14 protein-coding genes are annotated in these 19,936 nt (G+C 32.7%); 10 read left to right on the top strand and 4 right to left on the bottom strand.

Annotated elements, in window-relative coordinates; all coding sequences use genetic code 11:
* Positions 1-2 precede the first annotated feature (2 nt).
* The 8 genes from panD (at position 3) to KO494_RS15225 (ending at position 12,850) form a co-directional block, all read left to right on the top strand.
* The gene (gene panD, locus KO494_RS15260; RefSeq protein ID WP_203460240.1) at positions 3-353 is read left to right on the top strand and encodes an aspartate 1-decarboxylase; all 351 of its coding nucleotides are present in this window, start codon (positions 3-5) and stop codon (positions 351-353) included.
* A 129-nt stretch (positions 354-482) separates the two neighbouring features.
* The gene (locus tag KO494_RS15255) at positions 483-1,631 is read left to right on the top strand and encodes an alpha/beta hydrolase (RefSeq protein ID WP_215968482.1); all 1,149 of its coding nucleotides are present in this window, start codon (positions 483-485) and stop codon (positions 1,629-1,631) included.
* Between the two features lie 98 nt (positions 1,632-1,729).
* Positions 1,730-3,088: a DNA repair protein RadA gene (gene radA, locus KO494_RS15250; RefSeq protein WP_215968481.1), complete on the top strand. Its 1,359-nt coding sequence runs from the start codon at positions 1,730-1,732 to the stop codon at positions 3,086-3,088.
* 201 nt (positions 3,089-3,289) lie between these two features.
* Positions 3,290-7,495, top strand: a complete 4,206-nt coding sequence (locus KO494_RS15245; RefSeq protein ID WP_215968480.1) for a LamG-like jellyroll fold domain-containing protein — start codon at positions 3,290-3,292, stop codon at positions 7,493-7,495.
* A gap of 121 nt (positions 7,496-7,616) precedes the next feature.
* Complete coding sequence (ileS, locus tag KO494_RS15240; protein ID WP_215968479.1) at positions 7,617-11,021, top strand: isoleucine--tRNA ligase; 3,405 nt, start codon at positions 7,617-7,619, stop codon at positions 11,019-11,021.
* A gap of 4 nt (positions 11,022-11,025) precedes the next feature.
* The gene (locus tag KO494_RS15235) at positions 11,026-11,406 is read left to right on the top strand and encodes a TraR/DksA C4-type zinc finger protein (protein ID WP_215968478.1); all 381 of its coding nucleotides are present in this window, start codon (positions 11,026-11,028) and stop codon (positions 11,404-11,406) included.
* A gap of 112 nt (positions 11,407-11,518) precedes the next feature.
* The gene (locus KO494_RS15230) at positions 11,519-12,139 is read left to right on the top strand and encodes a hypothetical protein (protein WP_215968477.1); all 621 of its coding nucleotides are present in this window, start codon (positions 11,519-11,521) and stop codon (positions 12,137-12,139) included.
* 90 nt (positions 12,140-12,229) lie between these two features.
* Positions 12,230-12,850, top strand: coding sequence for a lipoprotein signal peptidase (locus KO494_RS15225; protein ID WP_215968476.1), 621 nt, complete (start codon positions 12,230-12,232; stop codon positions 12,848-12,850).
* Here the strand turns inward: KO494_RS15225 and KO494_RS15220 are convergent.
* The 4 genes from KO494_RS15220 to KO494_RS15205 are packed head-to-tail and all read right to left on the bottom strand — an operon-like array spanning position 12,847 to position 15,694.
* Complete coding sequence (locus tag KO494_RS15220; RefSeq protein ID WP_215968475.1) at positions 12,847-13,413, bottom strand: 5-formyltetrahydrofolate cyclo-ligase; 567 nt, start codon at positions 13,411-13,413, stop codon at positions 12,847-12,849. The genes KO494_RS15225 and KO494_RS15220 overlap by 4 nt on opposite strands.
* A complete protein-coding gene (locus tag KO494_RS15215) occupies positions 13,410-14,378 on the bottom strand; it encodes a succinylglutamate desuccinylase/aspartoacylase family protein (protein WP_215968474.1) in 969 nt (322 codons plus the stop codon). The genes KO494_RS15220 and KO494_RS15215 overlap by 4 nt, the downstream gene beginning before the upstream one ends.
* Positions 14,379-14,396: 18 nt before the next feature.
* On the bottom strand, positions 14,397-15,272 hold the full coding sequence (gene rimK / locus KO494_RS15210) for a 30S ribosomal protein S6--L-glutamate ligase (protein WP_215968473.1): 876 nt from the start codon (positions 15,270-15,272) through the stop codon (positions 14,397-14,399).
* Complete coding sequence (locus KO494_RS15205; RefSeq protein ID WP_215968472.1) at positions 15,269-15,694, bottom strand: RimK/LysX family protein; 426 nt, start codon at positions 15,692-15,694, stop codon at positions 15,269-15,271. The genes rimK and KO494_RS15205 overlap by 4 nt, the downstream gene beginning before the upstream one ends.
* Before the next feature lie 130 nt (positions 15,695-15,824).
* On the opposite strand from KO494_RS15205, the gene uvrC reads away from it, so the two are divergent.
* Positions 15,825-17,618 (top strand): excinuclease ABC subunit UvrC, encoded by a 1,794-nt coding sequence (gene uvrC, locus KO494_RS15200; protein WP_215968471.1) that lies wholly within the window; start codon positions 15,825-15,827, stop codon positions 17,616-17,618.
* Complete coding sequence (locus KO494_RS15195) at positions 17,615-19,846, top strand: patatin-like phospholipase family protein (protein ID WP_215968470.1); 2,232 nt, start codon at positions 17,615-17,617, stop codon at positions 19,844-19,846. The genes uvrC and KO494_RS15195 overlap by 4 nt, the downstream gene beginning before the upstream one ends.
* Positions 19,847-19,936 lie beyond the last annotated feature (90 nt).

The following is a 19,936-nucleotide window of genomic DNA, read 5'->3' as shown; positions in this document are numbered from 1 at the left end:
AAATGCAAATACAAGTAGTAAAATCGAAAATTCACAGGGTTAAGGTTACAGGAGCAGACCTTAATTATATAGGGAGTATCACTATTGATGAGGATTTAATGGATGCAGCCAATATTATTCAAGGTGAAAAAGTGCAGATTGTAAATAATAATAATGGGGCTCGTTTAGAAACTTACGCAATTCCTGGTCCAAGAAATTCTGGTGAAATCACTTTAAATGGTGCAGCAGCTAGGTTGGTATCACCAGGAGATGTACTTATATTAATTACGTATGCTTTTATGAAACTTAAAAAAGCAAAAACCTTTAAGCCGGCTTTAGTTTTTCCTGATGAAGCAACAAACCTTTTAAAATAAGGGTTTTGCAACAAAAATATAGTTAAAAAAAGCTCTCCGTAATTGGAGAGTTTTTTTTATTGTTTTATCTGTTATACAACAGAAAAAAATTATTTGTAACTTGCATTTTAAATTCTCAAAAACGCAAAAATGAAGGCATTAATCTACGCAATTCTATTACTTTTTACATTTCAATTTACGCAAGCACAAGTACAGTACGAAACTATTGATTCGCAAAAACTTAATGATGTACGCCAAATAAAAATTCAGTTACCAAGAGGTTATGATGAAGATACTAACAAAAACTACCCTTTAATTGTGGTTTTTGATGGGGATTATATGTTTGAGATTGTTGCAGGAAATGTAGATTACTATTCTTATTGGGAAGACATGCCAGAAGCAATTGTTATAGGTGTAAACCAATCAAGTACAAGAAGCGAAGATACTAGCTATTCAGAGCAAAGTTCTATGCCAATAGATACAGGAGCAGATTTTTTTGAATTTGTAGGTATGGAGCTTATTCCTTATATCGAAAAATCATACCGAACAGAAAATTTTAATGTAGCTATTGGTCATGGTGAAACAGCCAATTTTATTAACTCCTTTTTGTTTAAGGCTTCACCTTTATTTCAGGCTTATATTAGTATAAGTCCAGATTTGGCAACCAATATGAAAACGTATTTACCAGAAAGGTTGCAAGGTTTTGAAACCAAACTCTTTTATTATTTAGCAACATCTACAAATGATGTAAAATTTATAAAAGAAAAAACAGAAGCTTTACATGCAAATTTATCAGCGCTTGATAATAAAAACGTGCTTTACAATTTTGATACTTTTGAAGGCCCTTCGCATTACGCCTTGCCAGCACATGCTGTACCAAAAGCCTTAGAGAGTATTTTCTTGGTATACCAGCCTATTAGTAAAAAAGAATACAAAGAAACTATACTTAAGTTAGAAGGTTCTCCTGTAACCTATTTGTTAGAAAAGTATCAAACTATTGAAGATTTATTCGGAATAAAAAAGCCAATACTTGTAAATGATTTTAAAGCTATAGCAGCTGCAATAAACAAAAGCGAGCAATATAATTATTACGAAGAATTAGGAAAACTAGCACGTAAGCAATACCCAGAAACCATGTTAGGTAACTATTATATGGCGCGTTTTTATGAAGAAACAAATGATCCTAAAAAAGCAATGAAAACCTATCAGTCTGCTTATATGTTAGAAGAAATTGCAGGATTAACTAAAGATTTAATGCTTGAAAAGTCGGATGCCATTAAAGCAGACTTTGGGTATTAAATTTTTACTTCAAGAACTTTTAAAGGTTATTTATAAGTAATAAATAAGCATCATTTTATACCTAATTAATAAAATTTCCGTTTCCACGGAAAGTAAGTATGGCTAAAGTAAAAACAACTTTTTTCTGTCAAAACTGCGGCAATCAATTTGCTAAATGGCAAGGGCAATGTACCTCATGTAAAGAATGGAATACTATTACTGAAGAGGTTTTGCAAAAACCAGAAAAAAGTAGCTGGAAACTAGAAACCTCTACTGCCCAACAAAGTGCAAGACCATTAAAAATTAATGAAATTGATGCGTCTCATGATGCAAGATTAGATACTATAGATAAAGAATTTAATAGAGTGCTTGGTGGTGGTATTGTTCCTGGGTCACTAATTCTTTTGGGAGGAGAACCAGGAATAGGAAAAAGTACCTTACTGCTTCAAATAGCATTAAAACTTCCTTATAGTACTTTATATGTTTCTGGAGAAGAAAGCCAGAAGCAAATAAAGATGCGTGCAGAACGCATTAATCCTAATAGTAATAACTGTTATATTTTAACCGAAACAAAAACGCAAAACATTTTTAAGCAAATTTCTACACTGCAACCAGATGTGGTAGTTGTAGACTCTATACAAACGTTGCATAGTGAGTATATAGAGTCTTCTGCTGGAAGTATTTCACAAATAAAAGAGTGTACCACAGAGCTTATTAAGTTTGCAAAAGAAACAGCAACACCTGTAATTTTAATAGGGCATATTACTAAAGATGGTAACATTGCAGGACCAAAAATATTAGAACATATGGTAGATACTGTACTTCATTTTGAAGGGGACAGAAATCATATCTTTAGAATATTAAGGGCTAATAAAAATAGATTTGGTTCTACTAATGAACTTGGTATTTATGAAATGCAAGGTTCTGGTTTAAGAGAGGTAACAAACCCATCTGAAATACTTATCTCTAAAAATGACGAAGAGTTAAGTGGTAATACTATTGCTGCTACTATTGAGGGTTTACGTCCTTTGTTAATAGAAATTCAAGCACTTGTAAGTACTGCTGTATATGGTACACCACAAAGAAGTACAACGGGTTTTAATGCTAAAAGACTCAATATGCTTTTGGCAGTTCTAGAAAAACGAGCAGGTTTTAGGTTAGGAGCTAAAGATGTGTTTTTAAATATTACTGGAGGAATTTCTGTTGAGGATCCTGCATTAGATTTAGCAGTTGTTGCTGCTATATTATCCTCTAATGAAGATGTTGCAGTACCAAAAAATTATTGTTTTGCTGCAGAAGTAGGGCTTTCTGGTGAAATAAGACCAGTTCAAAGAGTAGAACAGCGTATTTTAGAGGCCGAAAAATTAGGTTTTTCTAAAATATTTGTATCAAAATACAATAAGATTTCTATCCAGCCTAAAGGAATCAAAATTCAATTAGTATCAAAAATTGAAGATTTAGTTTTTGAACTTACCTAGTAGTAGTATTCTTTTATGTGTAGAGGTGTAATTGTCTTAAAGTAAGGTTTTTACTTACAAGAATTAAGCGACTTTTTACTTTTTTTGTGTGTTTTAACGGAGAACTGTAGTATTTCAACGAAAAAATAGTGCGATTTAATAAAGGTGAAATGTAATTGCTTAGATTTGAATAGATTACAACCCCAAAAAATCTACCAAATCATGTTTAAGAACCTACTACACTTCTTGGTGTGCTTTATTTTTAGTACCTCATTATTAGCTCAAACAAATGCACCTAGTATTCAGTCTGGTGTAAGTTTTCAATGGAGCGATACACAAACAAATTATAACCAACCCGCAACTATAGAAAGTATTACTGTTAATAGTAATGTTTATTTAAATTTTGGTGTACCAACAGGCTATGAACTTACACAACCAGGTACTAATGCACAATCAAATAATACCATTACGCTTAATAGTTCTATTATTGAAAATACTAGTGCTAGTGCATCATGGAACACTACAGCGTTAGACGCTTTTCAATCATTGAACCTTAACTACTATTTTGCAGCCAATTATAATGGACAAAATATATGCAATGACTTTGCCGCAGAAAATAGTACAAATGCACAAAGGGCAACTTTAACCTATGATGGAGGTATTGTTGCTAGTTCTAGTGGTGTAATAGCTATAACAGAACAAAATGCAAATAATTGTTATCATATTGAGTTTTTTGGTATACCAGTTGGTGGAGGTCCTGAGCAATCTTTAGGAGAAACCTTTGTTAATAGTGGAGGTACAAAATGGGGTTTTGGAGGTACAGGAAGTAGTGGTAATATAGGAACTCCTGGAGCAGTAAATTCACCACCTGCAGGTTCCGATTATTGGCTTAGTGATCGTGTTGTTTTAAATAGAGCTACTTTGGGTATTGCTATTTTTTACCTAGATGATATCGCTCCTACAGGGTCTACCATTACAAAAGCAACTTTAACAGCTGCGTCTTATGATAATGGTGATGGTAAAATGTTTATTTTAACACTACCAGACAATGACAAAGATGGGCTTAGTGATGTAGATGACTTAGATGATGATAACGATGGGATAACAGATGTTGTAGAGTCAGGAGGAATTAATCCTTCTGCAGATCACGATCTTGATGGAATCCCAAATTACCAAGATGCTGATTTTTGTGTCTTAAATAGTTTTGGGATCTGTGCTAATTTAGATTTTGATAATGATGGTGTTCCTAATCATTTTGATTTAGATAGTGATAATGATGGTATTTTTGATGTTGTGGAATCAGGAGGAATAGATGCTAATAATGATGGTTATGCCGATGGTGCAGAGGGTTTAACGTCTTCTACTATGGGAATTCCTACTTCTGCTGGTACAGGAACAACTCCAATAAATACAGATAATACAGGAAATTATAATTTTTTAGATATTGATAGTGATGATGATGGTATACCAGATAATGTAGAAGCTCAATCTACATTTAGTTACCTTAGTCCGTCAAATTCTGTAAATTCTTATACAGGAGTGGATACACTCTATACAACAGGTTTGACTTTAGAGGATACAGATAATGATGGTATTCCAGATTATATCGATAGTGATTCAGATAATGACGGTATTCCAGATATACAAGAAAATGGAATGGCTAATGCGTTAAGCGGAAGTGATTATGATAATGACGGACTTGATAATATATTTGAAACATCAGGGACAAATGATGCTATTTGGGATGTTAATGAAGCAATTGAAGACCCAACAGATTTGTCTGTTTTACCAGATAATGATGGCGACTTATTTGCAGGAGGTGATTTAGATTATCGTGATTTATTTGATATAAATCCACCAGTATCAGCAACTTTAGATTTTGATGGTGTAGATGATTATTTAACAGGTAATACCTTAATTAATGGTTTGGGCGAAGTCACTATAATGGCTTGGGTAAAAATAGACACAGGAAATACAGATACTAAAACAATAGCAGGCGAAGATATTTCTTGTAGGTTATATGTTGAAAATGGTAATAAGTTAATGTTTGGTACAAGAACTACAGCAGGAACAACAAATACAGTAAACGGTATACAAGTAGCTTATAATGAGTGGCATCATGTAACAGGAGTCTTTTCAGGAGCAACAGGAACCCAAACTATTTATATAGATGGCGTAAAGCGTACCACTAGCACAACAGAAACTCAAGTTGGGCAAACCATATTAGGTACAGGTAGTTGGAACGGTAGTTTTGAAATAGGTAGATTGTCAAGAAACACCACAAATAAACAATATTTTAAAGGAGATATAGATGAAGTAAGAGTGTTTGATATTGCTTTAACCGAAGATCAAATACAAGGTATGGTGTATCAGGAGATTGAAAATGCATCCGGAAAAGTAAGGGGAAGAGTTATACCAAAAGATATAATAGATATGACTTCTAATGCTACTGTTTCATGGAGTAATTTAATAGCCTATTACTCTATGGCAGATATTAAAAACAGTACCACAATAGATTATTCTGGTAATGGTAATACCTTAAACTTAAAAAACATTACCACCCTTCAAGAGCAAACAGCTCCAATGCCATATGAAACGATTAATGATGGCGATTGGGTAAGTGAGAATACCTGGTTACATGGTGGTGTTTGGGATATTGAAGATGTTGCCAATAATAAAGATTGGAGTATTGTTCATGTTAAAAATAATGTAGATGCAGCACATGCCGTGAAAAACATAGGATTATTTGTAGACACAGATAAAACCTTTACCGTAAACGGAGACAATCAAGTAAATAATAGTTGGTATTTAGAGCTAAATGGCGCATTAGATCTACAAGACGACTCGCAATTAATACAAGGAGCTAATAGTGATTTAGTAACCTCTGCAAACGGAAAAATATTAAGACGCCAAGAAGGTGCTTCAAGTTACTATTGGTATAACTATTGGGGTTCACCAGTAGGGCAAACAGGTGTAACTGCATTATCTAATAATAATGCTACAGCCAACAATACCAATAACACAAGCTTTAGTGTTAATATGTTAAAAAAAGGAGATGGTAGTGCTATTCAATTTATAAGTGGTAACCACCAAACCGATAGGTTGAGTACACGTTGGATGTATACCTATGAAAACGGAGTAACGTATTATGATTGGGGAAGCGTAAACCAAACCACAGCAATCAATCCAGGAGTAGGGTATATTCATAAAGGCATGGGAGTTGGTACCGAGCAACAATATTTATTTGAAGGTAAACCAAACAATGGAACAATAAAGTTAAATGTATCAGATGTAGGCGGAGCAGGATCAGTACCAGCAGTATCAAAAACCGAATATCTATTAGGAAATCCATATGCTTCAGCAATAGATATTCATAGCTTTTTAGAAGATAATGCCTCGGTATTAGAAGGAAGTATTCAGTTGTGGCAACAATGGGATGGCGCCTCGCATGTAACAACAGAGTACGAAGGTGGTTATGCGCAAGTAAACAAAACAGGAAGTGTGCGCGCTTATCAATTTGAAGGAGGCGAAGGAGGAAATAATGGGTCGCAAGATGGCACCAAACTACCAACCAAATACCTGCCAGTTGGGCAAGGGTTTATGGCAGAAATAAAAAACAGTGGAGCAGTAGTCTTTAAAAATAGCCAACGTGTATTTGTAAAAGAAGCAGATGCAAATGGTTCAGAAACCAACGGTTCTGTATTTTTTAGAACAACAGATGCCGTATCTAACGAGCCAATTATGCAAAAACTACGATTAGAGTTTAATGCCTTAGATGGTCAAGCCAGCAAAAGAGAATTGTTATTAGGTTTTAGTGATTATACTACAGATGCCTATAATTATGGTTACGAAGCAAAAAATACAGACGACAATCACGATGATTTATATTTAATATTAGAGGATGAGTATATGTCTATTCAAGCTTATGCAGAAATCACAGATGATAAGATAGTACCATTAGCTTTAAAAACATCTGGAAACAATAGCTATAGTATAAAGTTAACCGAAACAATAAACATAGCAGAAGATCAAGAAGTGTATTTACGTGATAATTTAACTAATGTGTATTATAATTTACGTCAAGACACTGCTTACACCTTTACCTCTACAGCAGGAGTGTTTGATGAGCGTTTTGAAATTGTATTTTCAAGCCAAACCCTAAGTACAGAAGAGGTGGCTGTAAATAACAATACAGTAATTTATTACAATAACAACAATAGTTTGCTGTATGTAAAAGGATTAAATGCAACAGCTAGTACACTAAGTTTAGTAAATATGTTAGGGCAAACCGTTTACATGAAAACAAGTGTTCCTAATAATACATTAGAAAATGGAATAATAATAGGGGATTTAGCAGCAGGAGTATACATAGTAAGCATAAAAACAGAAACTCATCAAACCATAGGAAAAAAGATAGTTGTGGAGTAATTTGCATTACTTATTGCGAGCAAAAAAAGCCAAAACCTATGTTTTGGCTTTTTTTATGTTTTTAAATTAACCATTTCACAAGAATTCATTAATTTCGCAACTCTTAAAAGTAAATGATACAATGAGCACGACATTTCCTGAATACAAAGGACTTAACTTACCTAAAGTTGCAGACGAAATCTTAAACTATTGGCAAGAGAATAACATCTTTGAAAAAAGTGTAACTACTAGAGAAGGAGCAGAACCTTATGTGTTTTTTGAAGGACCTCCTTCAGCAAACGGTTTACCAGGAGTACACCACGTACTAGCACGTGCTATTAAAGATATTTTTCCACGTTATAAAACCATGAAAGGGTACCAGGTAAAGCGTAAAGCTGGTTGGGATACGCATGGTTTACCAATAGAACTTGGTGTAGAAAAAGAACTAGGTATTACTAAAGAAGATATTGGTAAAACCATTTCTGTAGAAGATTACAATGCAGCTTGCCGTAAAGCAGTGATGCGTTATACAGATATTTGGCATGACCTTACCAATAAAATGGGATATTGGGTAAATATGGATGATCCGTACATTACCTATGAACCTAAATATATGGAATCTGTTTGGTGGTTACTAAAAGAAATATATTCTAAAAAATTAATGTATAAAGGCTATACTATTCAGCCTTATTCCCCAAAAGCAGGAACAGGTTTAAGCTCGCATGAGGTAAACCAGCCAGGAGCCTATCAAGATGTTACAGATACTACTATTGTTGCGCAATTTAAAGCTGTTGAAAGTACCTTGCCAGATTTTTTACAAAACGAAGGAGATATACATTTTATAGCATGGACAACTACACCATGGACACTGCCAAGTAATACGGCATTAACCGTTGGGCCAAAAATTGACTATGTTTTAGTAGAAACCTACAACCAATACACATTTAAACCAATGAATGTGATTTTGGCAAAAGCCTTAGTAAACAATCAGTTTGACGGAAAGTTTAAAAGAGTTGAAGAAAAAGCAGCACTTTTAGAATATAAAGATGGCGATAAAAAAATTCCGTACTACGTAGTAAAAGAATGTAAAGGTAAAGACCTTGTTGGTATTAAATACGAACAACTTTTACCTTATGCCTTACCAAATGATACTCCTGAAAATGCATTTAGAGTAATAGCAGGAGATTTTGTTACTACAGAAGATGGTACAGGAATTGTACATACAGCACCTACTTTTGGAGCAGATGATGCTTTAGTTGCTAAACAAGCAACACCAGAGGTGCCACCACTTTTAGTAAAGGATGAAAATGATAACTTAGTACCTCTAGTAGATTTACAAGGTCGTTTTAGACCAGAAATGAAAGAGTTTGCTGGTAAGTATGTTAAAAACGAATATTATAACGATGGTGAAGCACCAGAACGCTCTGTAGATGTAGAGATAGCCATTAAATTAAAAGAAGAAAATAAGGCCTTTAAGGTTGAAAAATACAAACATAATTATCCGCATTGCTGGCGTACAGATAAGCCAATACTGTATTACCCTCTAGATTCTTGGTTTATTAAAATTACAGATGTTAAAGGGCGTATGCATGAGCTTAATGAAACCATTAATTGGAAACCTAAATCTACAGGAGAAGGTCGTTTTGGTAACTGGCTAGCAAATGCCAACGATTGGAATTTATCTCGTTCTCGTTATTGGGGAATTCCGTTACCAATCTGGAGAACAGAAGATGGTAAAGAAGAAATATGTATAGGTTCTGTAGAAGAGCTTAAAGCCGAAATGGCAAAAGCTGTTGCAGCAGGTGTTTTGCAGGCAGCTATTTATGAAGATTTTGAAGTAGGAAACAATTCTGAAGAAAACTATGCTAAAATAGATTTACATAAAAATATTGTAGATGAAATTATACTAGTTTCTGCTTCAGGACAACCTATGAAACGCGAAAGTGATTTAATAGATGTGTGGTTTGATTCTGGTTCTATGCCTTATGCGCAATGGCATTATCCTTTTGAAAACAAAGAATTAATTGATGAACATAAGTCCTTTCCAGCAGATTTTATTGCAGAAGGAGTAGATCAAACACGTGGGTGGTTTTATACCTTACACGCTATTGCTACTATGGTTTTTGATTCGGTTGCCTATAAAAACGTAGTGTCAAACGGATTGGTTTTAGATAAAAACGGACAAAAAATGTCGAAGCGTCTAGGAAACGCAACAGATCCTTTTGAAACCTTATCTACCTATGGAGCAGATGCTACACGTTGGTACATGATTGCAAATGCAAACCCTTGGGATAATTTAAAATTTGATGTCGATGGTATTGAAGAGGTGAAACGTAAATTCTTCGGTACACTATATAATACCTATTCTTTCTTTACATTATATACTAATATTGATAAGTTTAGTTATGCCGAAGCAGATATTCCGTTAAACGAAAGACCTGAAATAGATCGTTGGATTCTTTCAGAATTAAACACGCTAATTCAAAAAGTAGACGAATTTTATGCAGCATATGAGCCAACAAAAGCTGCAAGAGTAATTTCAGAATTTACACAAGAATATTTAAGTAACTGGTATGTGCGTTTAAGTAGAAGACGTTTCTGGAAAGGCGATTACCAAACCGATAAAATTTCGGCATACCAAACCTTATATACCTGTATGTTAACCATAGCTAAACTTGGAGCGCCAATTGCACCATTTTTTATGGATAAACTTTACCAAGACTTAACAAAAACAACACAAACAGAAACCTTTGAAAGCGTACATTTGGCAGAGTTTCCAAAAAGCAATAAAGCGTTAATAGATAAAGCGCTAGAACGTAAAATGGAAGCTGCACAAACAATTTCTTCTTTAGTACTTTCATTAAGAGCTAAAGAAAAAATTAAAGTACGTCAGCCACTACAAAAAATCATGATTCCTGTAGATTCAGCAGCACAAAAGGAAGAGATTTTAGCAGTTGCAGATTTAATAAAACATGAAGTAAATATTAAAAATGTAGAGATTTTAGAGGATGCTTCCGATATATTAGTGAAGCAAATAAAGCCTAATTTTAAAGCATTAGGACCTCGTTTTGGTAAGGATATGAAAGCGATTGCTGCTCAAATTCAGAAACTTACTGCTGAAGACATAAAAAAAATCGAACAAAATGGTGTTTTAGACGTTGTAATTAACGAAAAAAGTATTACTTTAGAAATCAGTGATGTAGAGATTACCTCACAAGATATTGAAGGTTGGCTTGTAGCAAATGAAGGAAACTTAACCGTTGCTTTAGATGTTACCATAACAGAAGAATTACGTAAAGAAGGGATTGCTCGTGAACTAGTAAATAGAATTCAAAACTTACGTAAAGACTCAGGGTTTGAGGTTACAGATAGAATAAATGTACAGCTTCAAAAAGATGACCAAATTGTTAAGGCTATTGCAGCTAATATCGAGTATATTAAAACAGAAACCTTAACCGAAGAGTTAGAGATTGTAGAACAAATAGATAATGGTATAGAAATTGCTTTTGATGAGGTAGTTACCAAATTATTTATTAAAAAACATTAAAACGATGGCAACAGACATAAACGTTAGATATTCGGATAAAGATTTAGCAGAGTTTAAAGAGTTAATTCAAGATAAAATTCAAAAAGCAAAGCATGATTTAGAACTCATTAAAAGTGCGTACATGAATAACCATAATAATGGTACTGAAGATACTTCGCCTACCTTTAAAGCTTTTGATGAAGGTAGTGCTGTGATGAGTAAAGAATCAAATTCACAACTTGCTATTAGACAAGAAAAGTTTATTCGCGATTTAAAAAATGCTCTTATTAGAATTGAAAACAAAACCTATGGTATTTGCCGTGTAACTAAAAAGCTTATTAGTAAAGAGCGTTTAAAGTTAGTACCTCATGCTACTTTGAGCATTGAAGCTAAAAACATGCAATAATATATTTCCATAAAATGGGAATTTCCTACAATACAAGTATAAAAAACGCTTCAATTTATTTGAAGCGTTTTTATTTTTATGCTTCTAAAAACAGTCGAAGCGTATTCCTAAAATGAAAAACTTATTTTACATATTTATTTTTTGTTTTTCTTCGGTTATAGAAGCGCAAAACATAAGCGAGAAAACATTTTTATCTAAAGACATTTCAACCATAAATATTAATGGGGAAAATGTGTTTAAAATTACTGTAGAAGCAAAACCAGTTTCTGAAATTACGGTAAGCTCAAGAGTAGAAGGAGAAAATAATGAAAATGTAGTTATAGTAACAGAAAATAGTAATAATAACCTGTATATAGCGGCAAGAAAGCAACCGCTTTTTAAAGATGCTAATGATAAATTAAGTGCGCATAAGGTGATTTCTATTGAAATTACTCTGGTTGTGCCAGAAAACTTACAAGTGTTTTTAAACGCTTATAACGCTTTGGTTGTTGTACAAGGACATTATAAAAAAGTGCGTGTTAATGCTGCTGCTGGTAATTGTTTTTTTAATGCTTTTTATGGTGATGCTAAAATATATACTAGAGGTGGTAATATAGCATTACAAACCAACAACGCTACTATTGTGGCTTCCTCTAAAAACGGTACTATTAAAAAGGAAGAAATAGATACTGGAGCAAACCAAATTGTAATTAAAACCATAAACGGAAATATAACACTAACTAAAAGTCAATAATATTTCTATTTTTGCTAAAAAGCATTTTATTAAGAGGTTGTAATATTAGGCTTGTAAAAGTCTATTAAATAGAAATAAGAAGACAAATTTATGTCACTAAAAAAATCAATTATCCTTATTGTTGTCATTTTGCTAATAGATCAAATTAGTAAAATATATATAAAAACTCATTTTTTACTTGGCGAAAGCGTAGAGGTTTTTACTTGGTTTAAAATTTATTTTATAGAAAATGATGGTATGGCTTGGGGAACTAAGATTAGCGATTTTGTTTCTTTTATTAGCGATAGAACAGGAAAAATAGCACTTACACTTTTTAGAATTGTTGCTATTATGGGTATTGGTTATTGGCTGGTTACAGCAATAAAAAAAGAAAGTCCAAATGTACTTGTTCTAGCTATTGCATTAATTTTTGCAGGTGCTTTGGGTAATATTATAGATTCTACTTTTTACGGTTTGTTGTTTAGTGATAGTTATCATCAAGTAGCAACTTTTTTACCAGAAACAGGTGGTTATGATGGTTTATTACATGGTAAAGTGGTAGATATGCTGTATTTTCCGTTATGGAAAGGGTATTTACCAGAGTGGCTGCCATTTTATGGAGGCAAGTATTTTACTTTTTTTGAGCCTGTTTTTAATGTTGCAGATATGGCAATAAGTGCAGGTTTTATAATGCTTATTGTGTTTAATAAAAAAGCTTTTTCTAAAGATTAAAACCTGTAAATCTCAGTAGGAGTAACACAATAATCTAAAGCAATATCTCCTTCAAAAATATCTGAAATTATTCGCGTTTCAGCTTCAAAAAAGGAAAGTCCAATTTTTATAGTTTCTGGTTTGCAAGAAGCTAAAAAAGTATCGTAAAACCCTTTGCCATAACCTACTCTATTTCCGTTTTTATCAAACGCTAAAAGAGGTACAAAAACAACTTCAATTTTATCGTTTGTAATTTCTATTCCGTCTACAGGTTCAGGTATGTTGTATTTGTTTTTTTTAATTGTGGTATTATCTGTAAGTAAAAAATGCTTTAGCAGTCCTGTTTTAAAATCGCTTTTAGAAAGCACTATGTTTTTATCTTTTCCAGATAATATATTTAAAATATAGTCTGTATTTACCTCGTGTTGTTCTGTAATGGTTAAAAAAAGATGGTAAAAAGAAAAGTTCCAAATATCTAATTGCAAGAGCTGGTTAGCAATTTGTAAACTATAGTTTTCTAATTGCTCCTCTGTTACATTTCTGCGTTTTATTCGGTATGCTATTCGTAGTTCTGTTTTTGTCATAATAACTTTTTAGAAATATGAAACAGTGCATCTCCTTGGTACACAATTGGTAACTCGTTTACGTTAATAATATAACCAGCATTATCTGCTTTTACAAAATGGTTAAACTTACCGTAAGGATCTGTAATATTGCCAATAAAATCTCCTTTTTCTACAAAGCTACCTATAGGTATTGTAGCTTTAAACATGCCAGAGTATTTAGCTCTAATCCATTTGCTTTCGTTTATAAAAACACAGTTGGTTTTAGGTGTAGATACTTTAAATTTTGGAGAAAGCATGTCTAGGCCTTGCAGCACGCGCTTAATACCATTTACACCATGATTAGTAACGTTATTGTCTATATGAAAAGATTTACCACCTTCAAAAAGCAGTATTGGTTTTCCTAGTTTATGGCAGGTGTTTCTAAATGATTTGTTTAGGTTTTTAGAATACAATACAAAAGGCGCTCCAAATTTTATGGCTAATTGATCTAGGGTTTTACTTCCTTTAATAATTCTAATTTGTGGTGCATTAAAGCGTCCGGAACCTCCTGTATGAAAATCCATAACAAAGTCTACTTCTTGTACAATTTCATGTATTAATTTGTAGGCAACTCTGCTTGCTAATGAGCCTTTTAAAGCACCAGGAAAAACACGATTTAAATCCCTGCCATCTGGAAATTCTCTGGAAAGGTTTATAAATCCAAAAACGTTTAAAACAGGAATACAAACGATGGTTCCTTTTTTAGGCTTATTAATACCTTTTGCAATAATTTTTCGCACAATTTCAACACCATTAACCTCGTCACCATGAATTCCTGCAGTTAATAAAACCGTAGGTCCAGGTTTTTTTGCGCGTTCAATAAACACAGGAACTTCAACAGAGTTAAAGGTGTGTAGCTTAGCAACCTCAAAAGAAATTTCTTTACTTTCTCCAAGTTCTATGGTTTCTCCAAGAATGGTAATTGCTTCTTTGTGGTTTGTCATAAATTATCTAGCTATTTACTAATGTCTGTTTCTCTCAATATAAGTAATAATATTTTTAGCAATATTTTTTCCAGTAGCAGCTTCAATACCTTCTAATCCTGGAGTAGAGTTTACTTCTAAAATTAAAGGACCTCTACTAGATTGTAGCATGTCTACTCCGCAAACAGGAAGTTTTAATGCGCGAGCAGATTGTATTGCTAGTTTTAATTCAGGTTCACTAAGTTTAATCACGTTTGCGCTTCCGCCTCTGTGTAAATTAGATCTAAACTCTCCTTCTTTACCTTGTCTTTTCATAGCGCCAACAACTTGCCCATCTACTATTAAAGCGCGTAAATCTGCACCTTTAGCTTCGTCTATAAATTCTTGCACAATTACTCTGGCTTCTAAACCGTTAAAGGCTTCTAAAACAGATTCTGCGGCATTTTTAGTTTCGGCTAAAACTACTCCAAGTCCTTGGGTTCCTTCTAGTAATTTTATAATTACAGGAACACCACCAACATGATCAATAACCTCTTCTACATCTCTACTGTAATTGGTAAAAACTGTTTTAGGCATACCAATTCCTGCTTTGCTTAAACGTTGTAAGCTACGCAGTTTATCTCTAGATCTTTGTATAGCATCACTAGTAACAATGGTGAAAACATTCATCATTTCAAACTGTCTAACTACAGCGCAACCATAAAAAGTTATAGATGCACCAATACGTGGTATAATGGCATCTACATAATCTAGGTATCTGTCTTTGTAGAAAATGGTTGGTTTTTCTTGCTCAATAATAATATCACACTTTAAAGGATCTATAACCTCTACCTGGTGACCACGTTTTTCGCCTTCTTCTACCAATCTGTTGGTAGAGTATAAATTTGCATTACGTGATAAAATAACTATGTTCATAATGTTTTTAAATTGTGTGATATATTTTCTTGGTCTACATCAACCAAAAATTTTTGTTTTAAAAATTGTCTACCAATAAGTACTGGAAACTTCATGTCTTCTCTTGTGCTTAAAGTTAAGTTAATCTTATATGTTTTTCCAAAAAAAACGACTTCAGATTTTACTTTAAACCTGTTTTCTCTAAAACCATTGCTGCTTTTTACATCTGTTTTGGTGTACGATTCAAAGGTGACTTCTTTTCCGCTAAAATTAGGATGTCCTTTACTATAAAAAGTACATTTTAAATGGTTGCCATCTACAATTATTTGCGAACAGTGTATGGCAGAAGTGTAAGCTCCTGTGTCTATTTTAGCATCTATGTTGTATAAGTCTAGTTTCGGAAAGTCTATTTTGTCTACTCTCCCTATTGTTTTTTTAGTCATTTACTATTTTTCAAAATGTGGCGCAATGTAATAATTAAGTAATTGAAAAAAGCTTCTTTTTTTATTAAAAATATACATTAAAAGCATGCTGTTTTTTCTTTAAAAAAATTAAAATAAGTACATTTACAACATGGGCGAACCTGCTTTAAAAATACAACTTAAAACCTTACCAAATGCTCCAGGAGTATACCAATACTTTGATGAAGAAGGTACGCTTATTTATGTAGGAAAAGCAAAAAATTTAAAAAAACGCGTAGGTTCCTATTTTACAAAAACACATGATAGTGGTAAAACTAGAGTGCTAGTAAAAAAAATAGCAAGTGTAAAACATATTGTTGTAGAAACAGAAACCGATGCTTTGCTGCTTGAAAATAACCTCATTAAAAAAAACAAACCTAGATATAACGTCTTGCTTAAAGACGACAAATCTTACCCATGGATTTGTTTAAAAAAAGAGCGTTTTCCTAGAGTGTTTTCTACCCGAAGAGTGTTTAAAGATGGTAGTGAATATTTTGGGCCATACACAAGTATGAAAACCGTTTCTACGCTTTTAGATTTAATAAAAGGCCTATATTCATTGCGTACTTGTAATTATGATTTGTCTCCAGAAAAAATTAACTCTGGAAAATATAAAGTATGCTTAGAGTATCATTTAGGAAACTGTAAAGGTGCCTGCGAAGGCTTACAAACCGAACAAGCATACCGTGAAAATATTATTGCTATTCGAGAACTTTTAAAAGGAAATTTTAAAGACTCGCTATCGCAATTTAAACAGCAAATGAAACAATTTGCCGAAGAGATGCAGTTTGAAGAAGCTCAAAAAATAAAAGAAAAAATAGAAGTTCTTGAAAATTACCAAGCAAAATCTACCATTGTAAACCCCAAAATTAGCAATGTAGATGTGTTTAGTATTGTTAGTGATGAAAGTTTTGGTTATGTAAATTTCTTGCAACTTTCTTATGGTTCTATTATACGCTCACACACCTTAGAGATTAAGAAAAAGTTAGATGAAACCGATCTGCAATTATTAGAGTTAGCAATTACAGAAATTAGACAACGATTCAACTCTAACTCTAAAGAAATTTATGTACCTTTTAAGGTAAATGTAGGTGAGGATATTAAAATTACGGTTCCGCAATTAGGCGATAAAAAACACATTTTAGACCTGTCTATTAGAAATGCCAAGTATTTTAGAATGGAACGCTTTAAGCAGGTGAAAATAACAGATCCAGACAGACATGTAAAAAGGATCATGGCACAAATGAAGGCAGATTTACGTTTAAGTGAAGCCCCAAGACATATTGAATGTTTTGATAATTCAAACATTCAAGGAACCCATCCTGTTGCTGCTTGTGTGGTTTTTAAAAACGGAAAACCAAGCAAAAAAGATTACAGGCATTTTAATATAAAAACAGTAGAAGGTCCAGATGATTTTGCATCTATGGAAGAAGTGGTGTATAGACGTTACAAGCGTTTAGTAGAAGAAAATCAACCATTACCACAGCTTATTATTATAGATGGAGGAAAAGGGCAACTTTCTTCAGCATTAAAAAGCTTAGATGCCTTAAATTTAAGAGGAAAAATTGCAATTATCGGAATAGCGAAACGTTTAGAAGAATTGTTTTACCCAGAAGATCCAATTCCGTTATATTTAGATAAAAAAAGCGAAACGCTTAAAATTATACAGCATTTGCGTAATGAAGCGCATCGTTTTGGTATAGAACACCACAGAAATAGAAGAAGTAAAACAGCGTTAAATACAGAGCTAGAAAGTATTCCTGGTATTGGAGAAAAAACCATTGTAGAATTACTAAAAAAATTTAAATCTGTTAAACGAATTTCTAATGCTAAGTTAGATGAGTTAGAAAATGTTGTAGGAGTATCCAGAGCAGAAAAAATATATAATTATTACCATACTAAATGAAAAACATACTAATTGTAGTGGCTCTTTTTGTTAGTCTTTTTAGTCTGGCTCAAAATCAAGAGCAAGAAGACCTAAAAGTAGGATTAGTATTAAGTGGAGGAGGCGCCAAAGGTTTTGCACATATTGGTGTGCTTAAGGTTATTGATAGTTTAGGAATTCGTGTAGATTACATAGCAGGAACTAGTATGGGCGCAATTATAGGTTCTATGTATGCCTCAGGTTACTCTGGTAAAGAAATAGACTCTATTATTAAATCTGTAGATTTTGATGATCTTATTGGTGATAATCTTCCGCGAAAAGCAAAAACGTTTTATGAGCGTGATAATTCAGAAAAATATGCCGTAAGTCTTCCTTTTAAAAATTTTAAAGTCAAATTACCAAGAGGGTTATCAAGAGGGCAAAACATACTAAGTCTGTTAACCAAATTAACCTTACACGTAAGTGATATAGATGATTTTAGTAAACTGCCAATTCCGTTTTTTTGCGTAGCAACAGATGTTGAAACAGGAGAAGCTGTGTATTTAGAAAAAGGGAATCTGTCTCAAACTGTTTTGGCAAGTGGTGCTTTTCCGTCCTTATTTCAGCCAGTAAGAATTGGTGATAAGGTTTTAATAGATGGTGGTGTTGTTAATAATTATCCGTTAGACGAGTTAAAAGCTAAAGGTGTAGATCTTATTATAGGTGTAGATGTTCAAGATGACTTAAAAACAAGAGACGATTTGCAATCTGCAACCAAAATATTACTTCAAATAAATAATTATAGAACCATTAATGATTTAAAAACCAAGTCTGTAAAAACAGATATTTATATAAAGCCAGATATAACCGATTTTAATGTAGTTTCTTTTGATGAAGGTAGGATTATTATTGATAATGGCACAGCAGCAACAAACCAGCATATAGATGCATTAAAAGAAATTGCTGCAAAACAAAAAATGAAGAAAAAACAGCTTCCACGAATACAAGCTGTAGATAGTTTGCAAATTACTGGTGTTGTTATTAATGATTTAGAGAAATATACAAGAGCTTATGTTTTAGGTAAATTAAAACTTAAGCCTGGTGAAAAAATAAGCTATAATACCTTTCAAGAAGGTGTAAATAATCTTGCAGCAACCAATAATTTTGAAAACATAAGTTTTAGTCTTACTCCATCTATAACAGAACAAGGGTATCTTTTACATATTAATTTAAGAGAAAGTAAATTAAATACGTTACTTAAATTAGGTATTCATTATGATGATTTATATAAAAGTGGTGTTTTGCTTAATGTAACTCAAAAAAAAATACTCTTTAATAATGATGTTGCTTCTTTAGATTTTATAGTAGGTGATAATATTAGGTATAATTTTGATTATTATATAGATAAAGGTTTTTATTGGAGTGTTGGTGTGCATTCTAGATACAATCAATTTCAACAAAATGTATCTGCAGAAACTATTTTAACGCCAGATCAATTATTAACAATTAATGTGAATCAAGTAGATGTTAAGCTTAATGATTTTACAAACCAGCTTTATTTGCAAACCTTATTTAGAAAAGATTTTTCATTAACATTAGGAGCAGAACATAAACACTTAAAAATTAAAACCGAAACGATACTTACCGATGCAAATCAAGAAGAAACCGCTTTTGATAATAGTAGTTATTTAAGTCTTTTCGGAAAATTAAAACTAGATACTTTTGATAATAAATATTTTCCAAATGATGGTGTTTATTTTGATAGTGATTTTCACCTCTATTTGTATTCGTCAGATTTTAATAATGACTTTACAGAGTTTTCTATTGGTAAAGCAACAATAGGCTATGCTAAAAGTTTTAGTGAAAAATTTACAGTAAATTTAAGTACAGAAGGAGGGTTTAAAATAGGAGAAAACAAAAACAGAACCCTAGATTTTGTAATAGGTGGTTATGGTAATACTTTTATTAATAATTTTAAATCTTTTTATGGGTATGATTTCCTATCCTTAGTAGGAAATAGTTATGTAAAAGGAGTTATTGATTTAGACTACGAGTTTTATAAAAAGAACCATGTTAATTTTGCAGCAAACTACGCCAATATAGGTGATGGCCTTTTTGATTCTGGTGAGTGGTTTAGCTCTCCAGATTATTCTGGCTATGCAGTAGGTTATGGCTTAGATACTTTTTTTGGTCCTGTAGAAGCAAAATATTCTTGGTCTCCAGAAACCAAAGAAGGTATGTGGTTTTTTAATGTAGGTTTTTGGTTTTAAAAAAAAATCTCAGAAATTTTCACGATATTTGTAATACATGAAACCATTTTGGCAAGACATATTAATTTTTTTAAAATTTCTGCTTAAAAG

This window comes from Lacinutrix sp. C3R15, from assembly GCF_018860825.1.
In the GTDB taxonomy this organism is placed as follows: Bacteria; Bacteroidota; Bacteroidia; order Flavobacteriales; family Flavobacteriaceae; genus Oceanihabitans.
Note: the sequence above shows the minus strand (reverse complement) of the source record. Positions and strands in the feature narration are given on the sequence as shown.

Bases quoted from the DNA above. Each gene is read 5' to 3' on its own strand.
- KO494_RS15255 (WP_215968482.1), top strand. From the start codon at position 483: ATGAAGGCATTAATCTACGCAATTCTATTACTTTTTACATTTCAATTT.
- KO494_RS15220 (WP_215968475.1), bottom strand. From the start codon at position 13,413: ATGACAAAAACAGAACTACGAATAGCATACCGAATAAAACGCAGAAAT.
- KO494_RS15195 (WP_215968470.1), top strand. From the start codon at position 17,615: ATGAAAAACATACTAATTGTAGTGGCTCTTTTTGTTAGTCTTTTTAGT.
- KO494_RS15215 (WP_215968474.1), bottom strand. From the start codon at position 14,378: ATGACAAACCACAAAGAAGCAATTACCATTCTTGGAGAAACCATAGAA.
- KO494_RS15235 (WP_215968478.1), top strand. From the start codon at position 11,026: ATGGCAACAGACATAAACGTTAGATATTCGGATAAAGATTTAGCAGAG.
- KO494_RS15205 (WP_215968472.1), bottom strand. From the start codon at position 15,694: ATGACTAAAAAAACAATAGGGAGAGTAGACAAAATAGACTTTCCGAAA.
- uvrC (WP_215968471.1), top strand. From the start codon at position 15,825: ATGGGCGAACCTGCTTTAAAAATACAACTTAAAACCTTACCAAATGCT.
- KO494_RS15225 (WP_215968476.1), top strand. From the start codon at position 12,230: ATGTCACTAAAAAAATCAATTATCCTTATTGTTGTCATTTTGCTAATA.
- KO494_RS15230 (WP_215968477.1), top strand. From the start codon at position 11,519: ATGAAAAACTTATTTTACATATTTATTTTTTGTTTTTCTTCGGTTATA.
- KO494_RS15245 (WP_215968480.1), top strand. From the start codon at position 3,290: ATGTTTAAGAACCTACTACACTTCTTGGTGTGCTTTATTTTTAGTACC.
- panD (WP_203460240.1), top strand. From the start codon at position 3: ATGCAAATACAAGTAGTAAAATCGAAAATTCACAGGGTTAAGGTTACA.
- rimK (WP_215968473.1), bottom strand. From the start codon at position 15,272: ATGAACATAGTTATTTTATCACGTAATGCAAATTTATACTCTACCAAC.
- radA (WP_215968481.1), top strand. From the start codon at position 1,730: ATGGCTAAAGTAAAAACAACTTTTTTCTGTCAAAACTGCGGCAATCAA.
- ileS (WP_215968479.1), top strand. From the start codon at position 7,617: ATGAGCACGACATTTCCTGAATACAAAGGACTTAACTTACCTAAAGTT.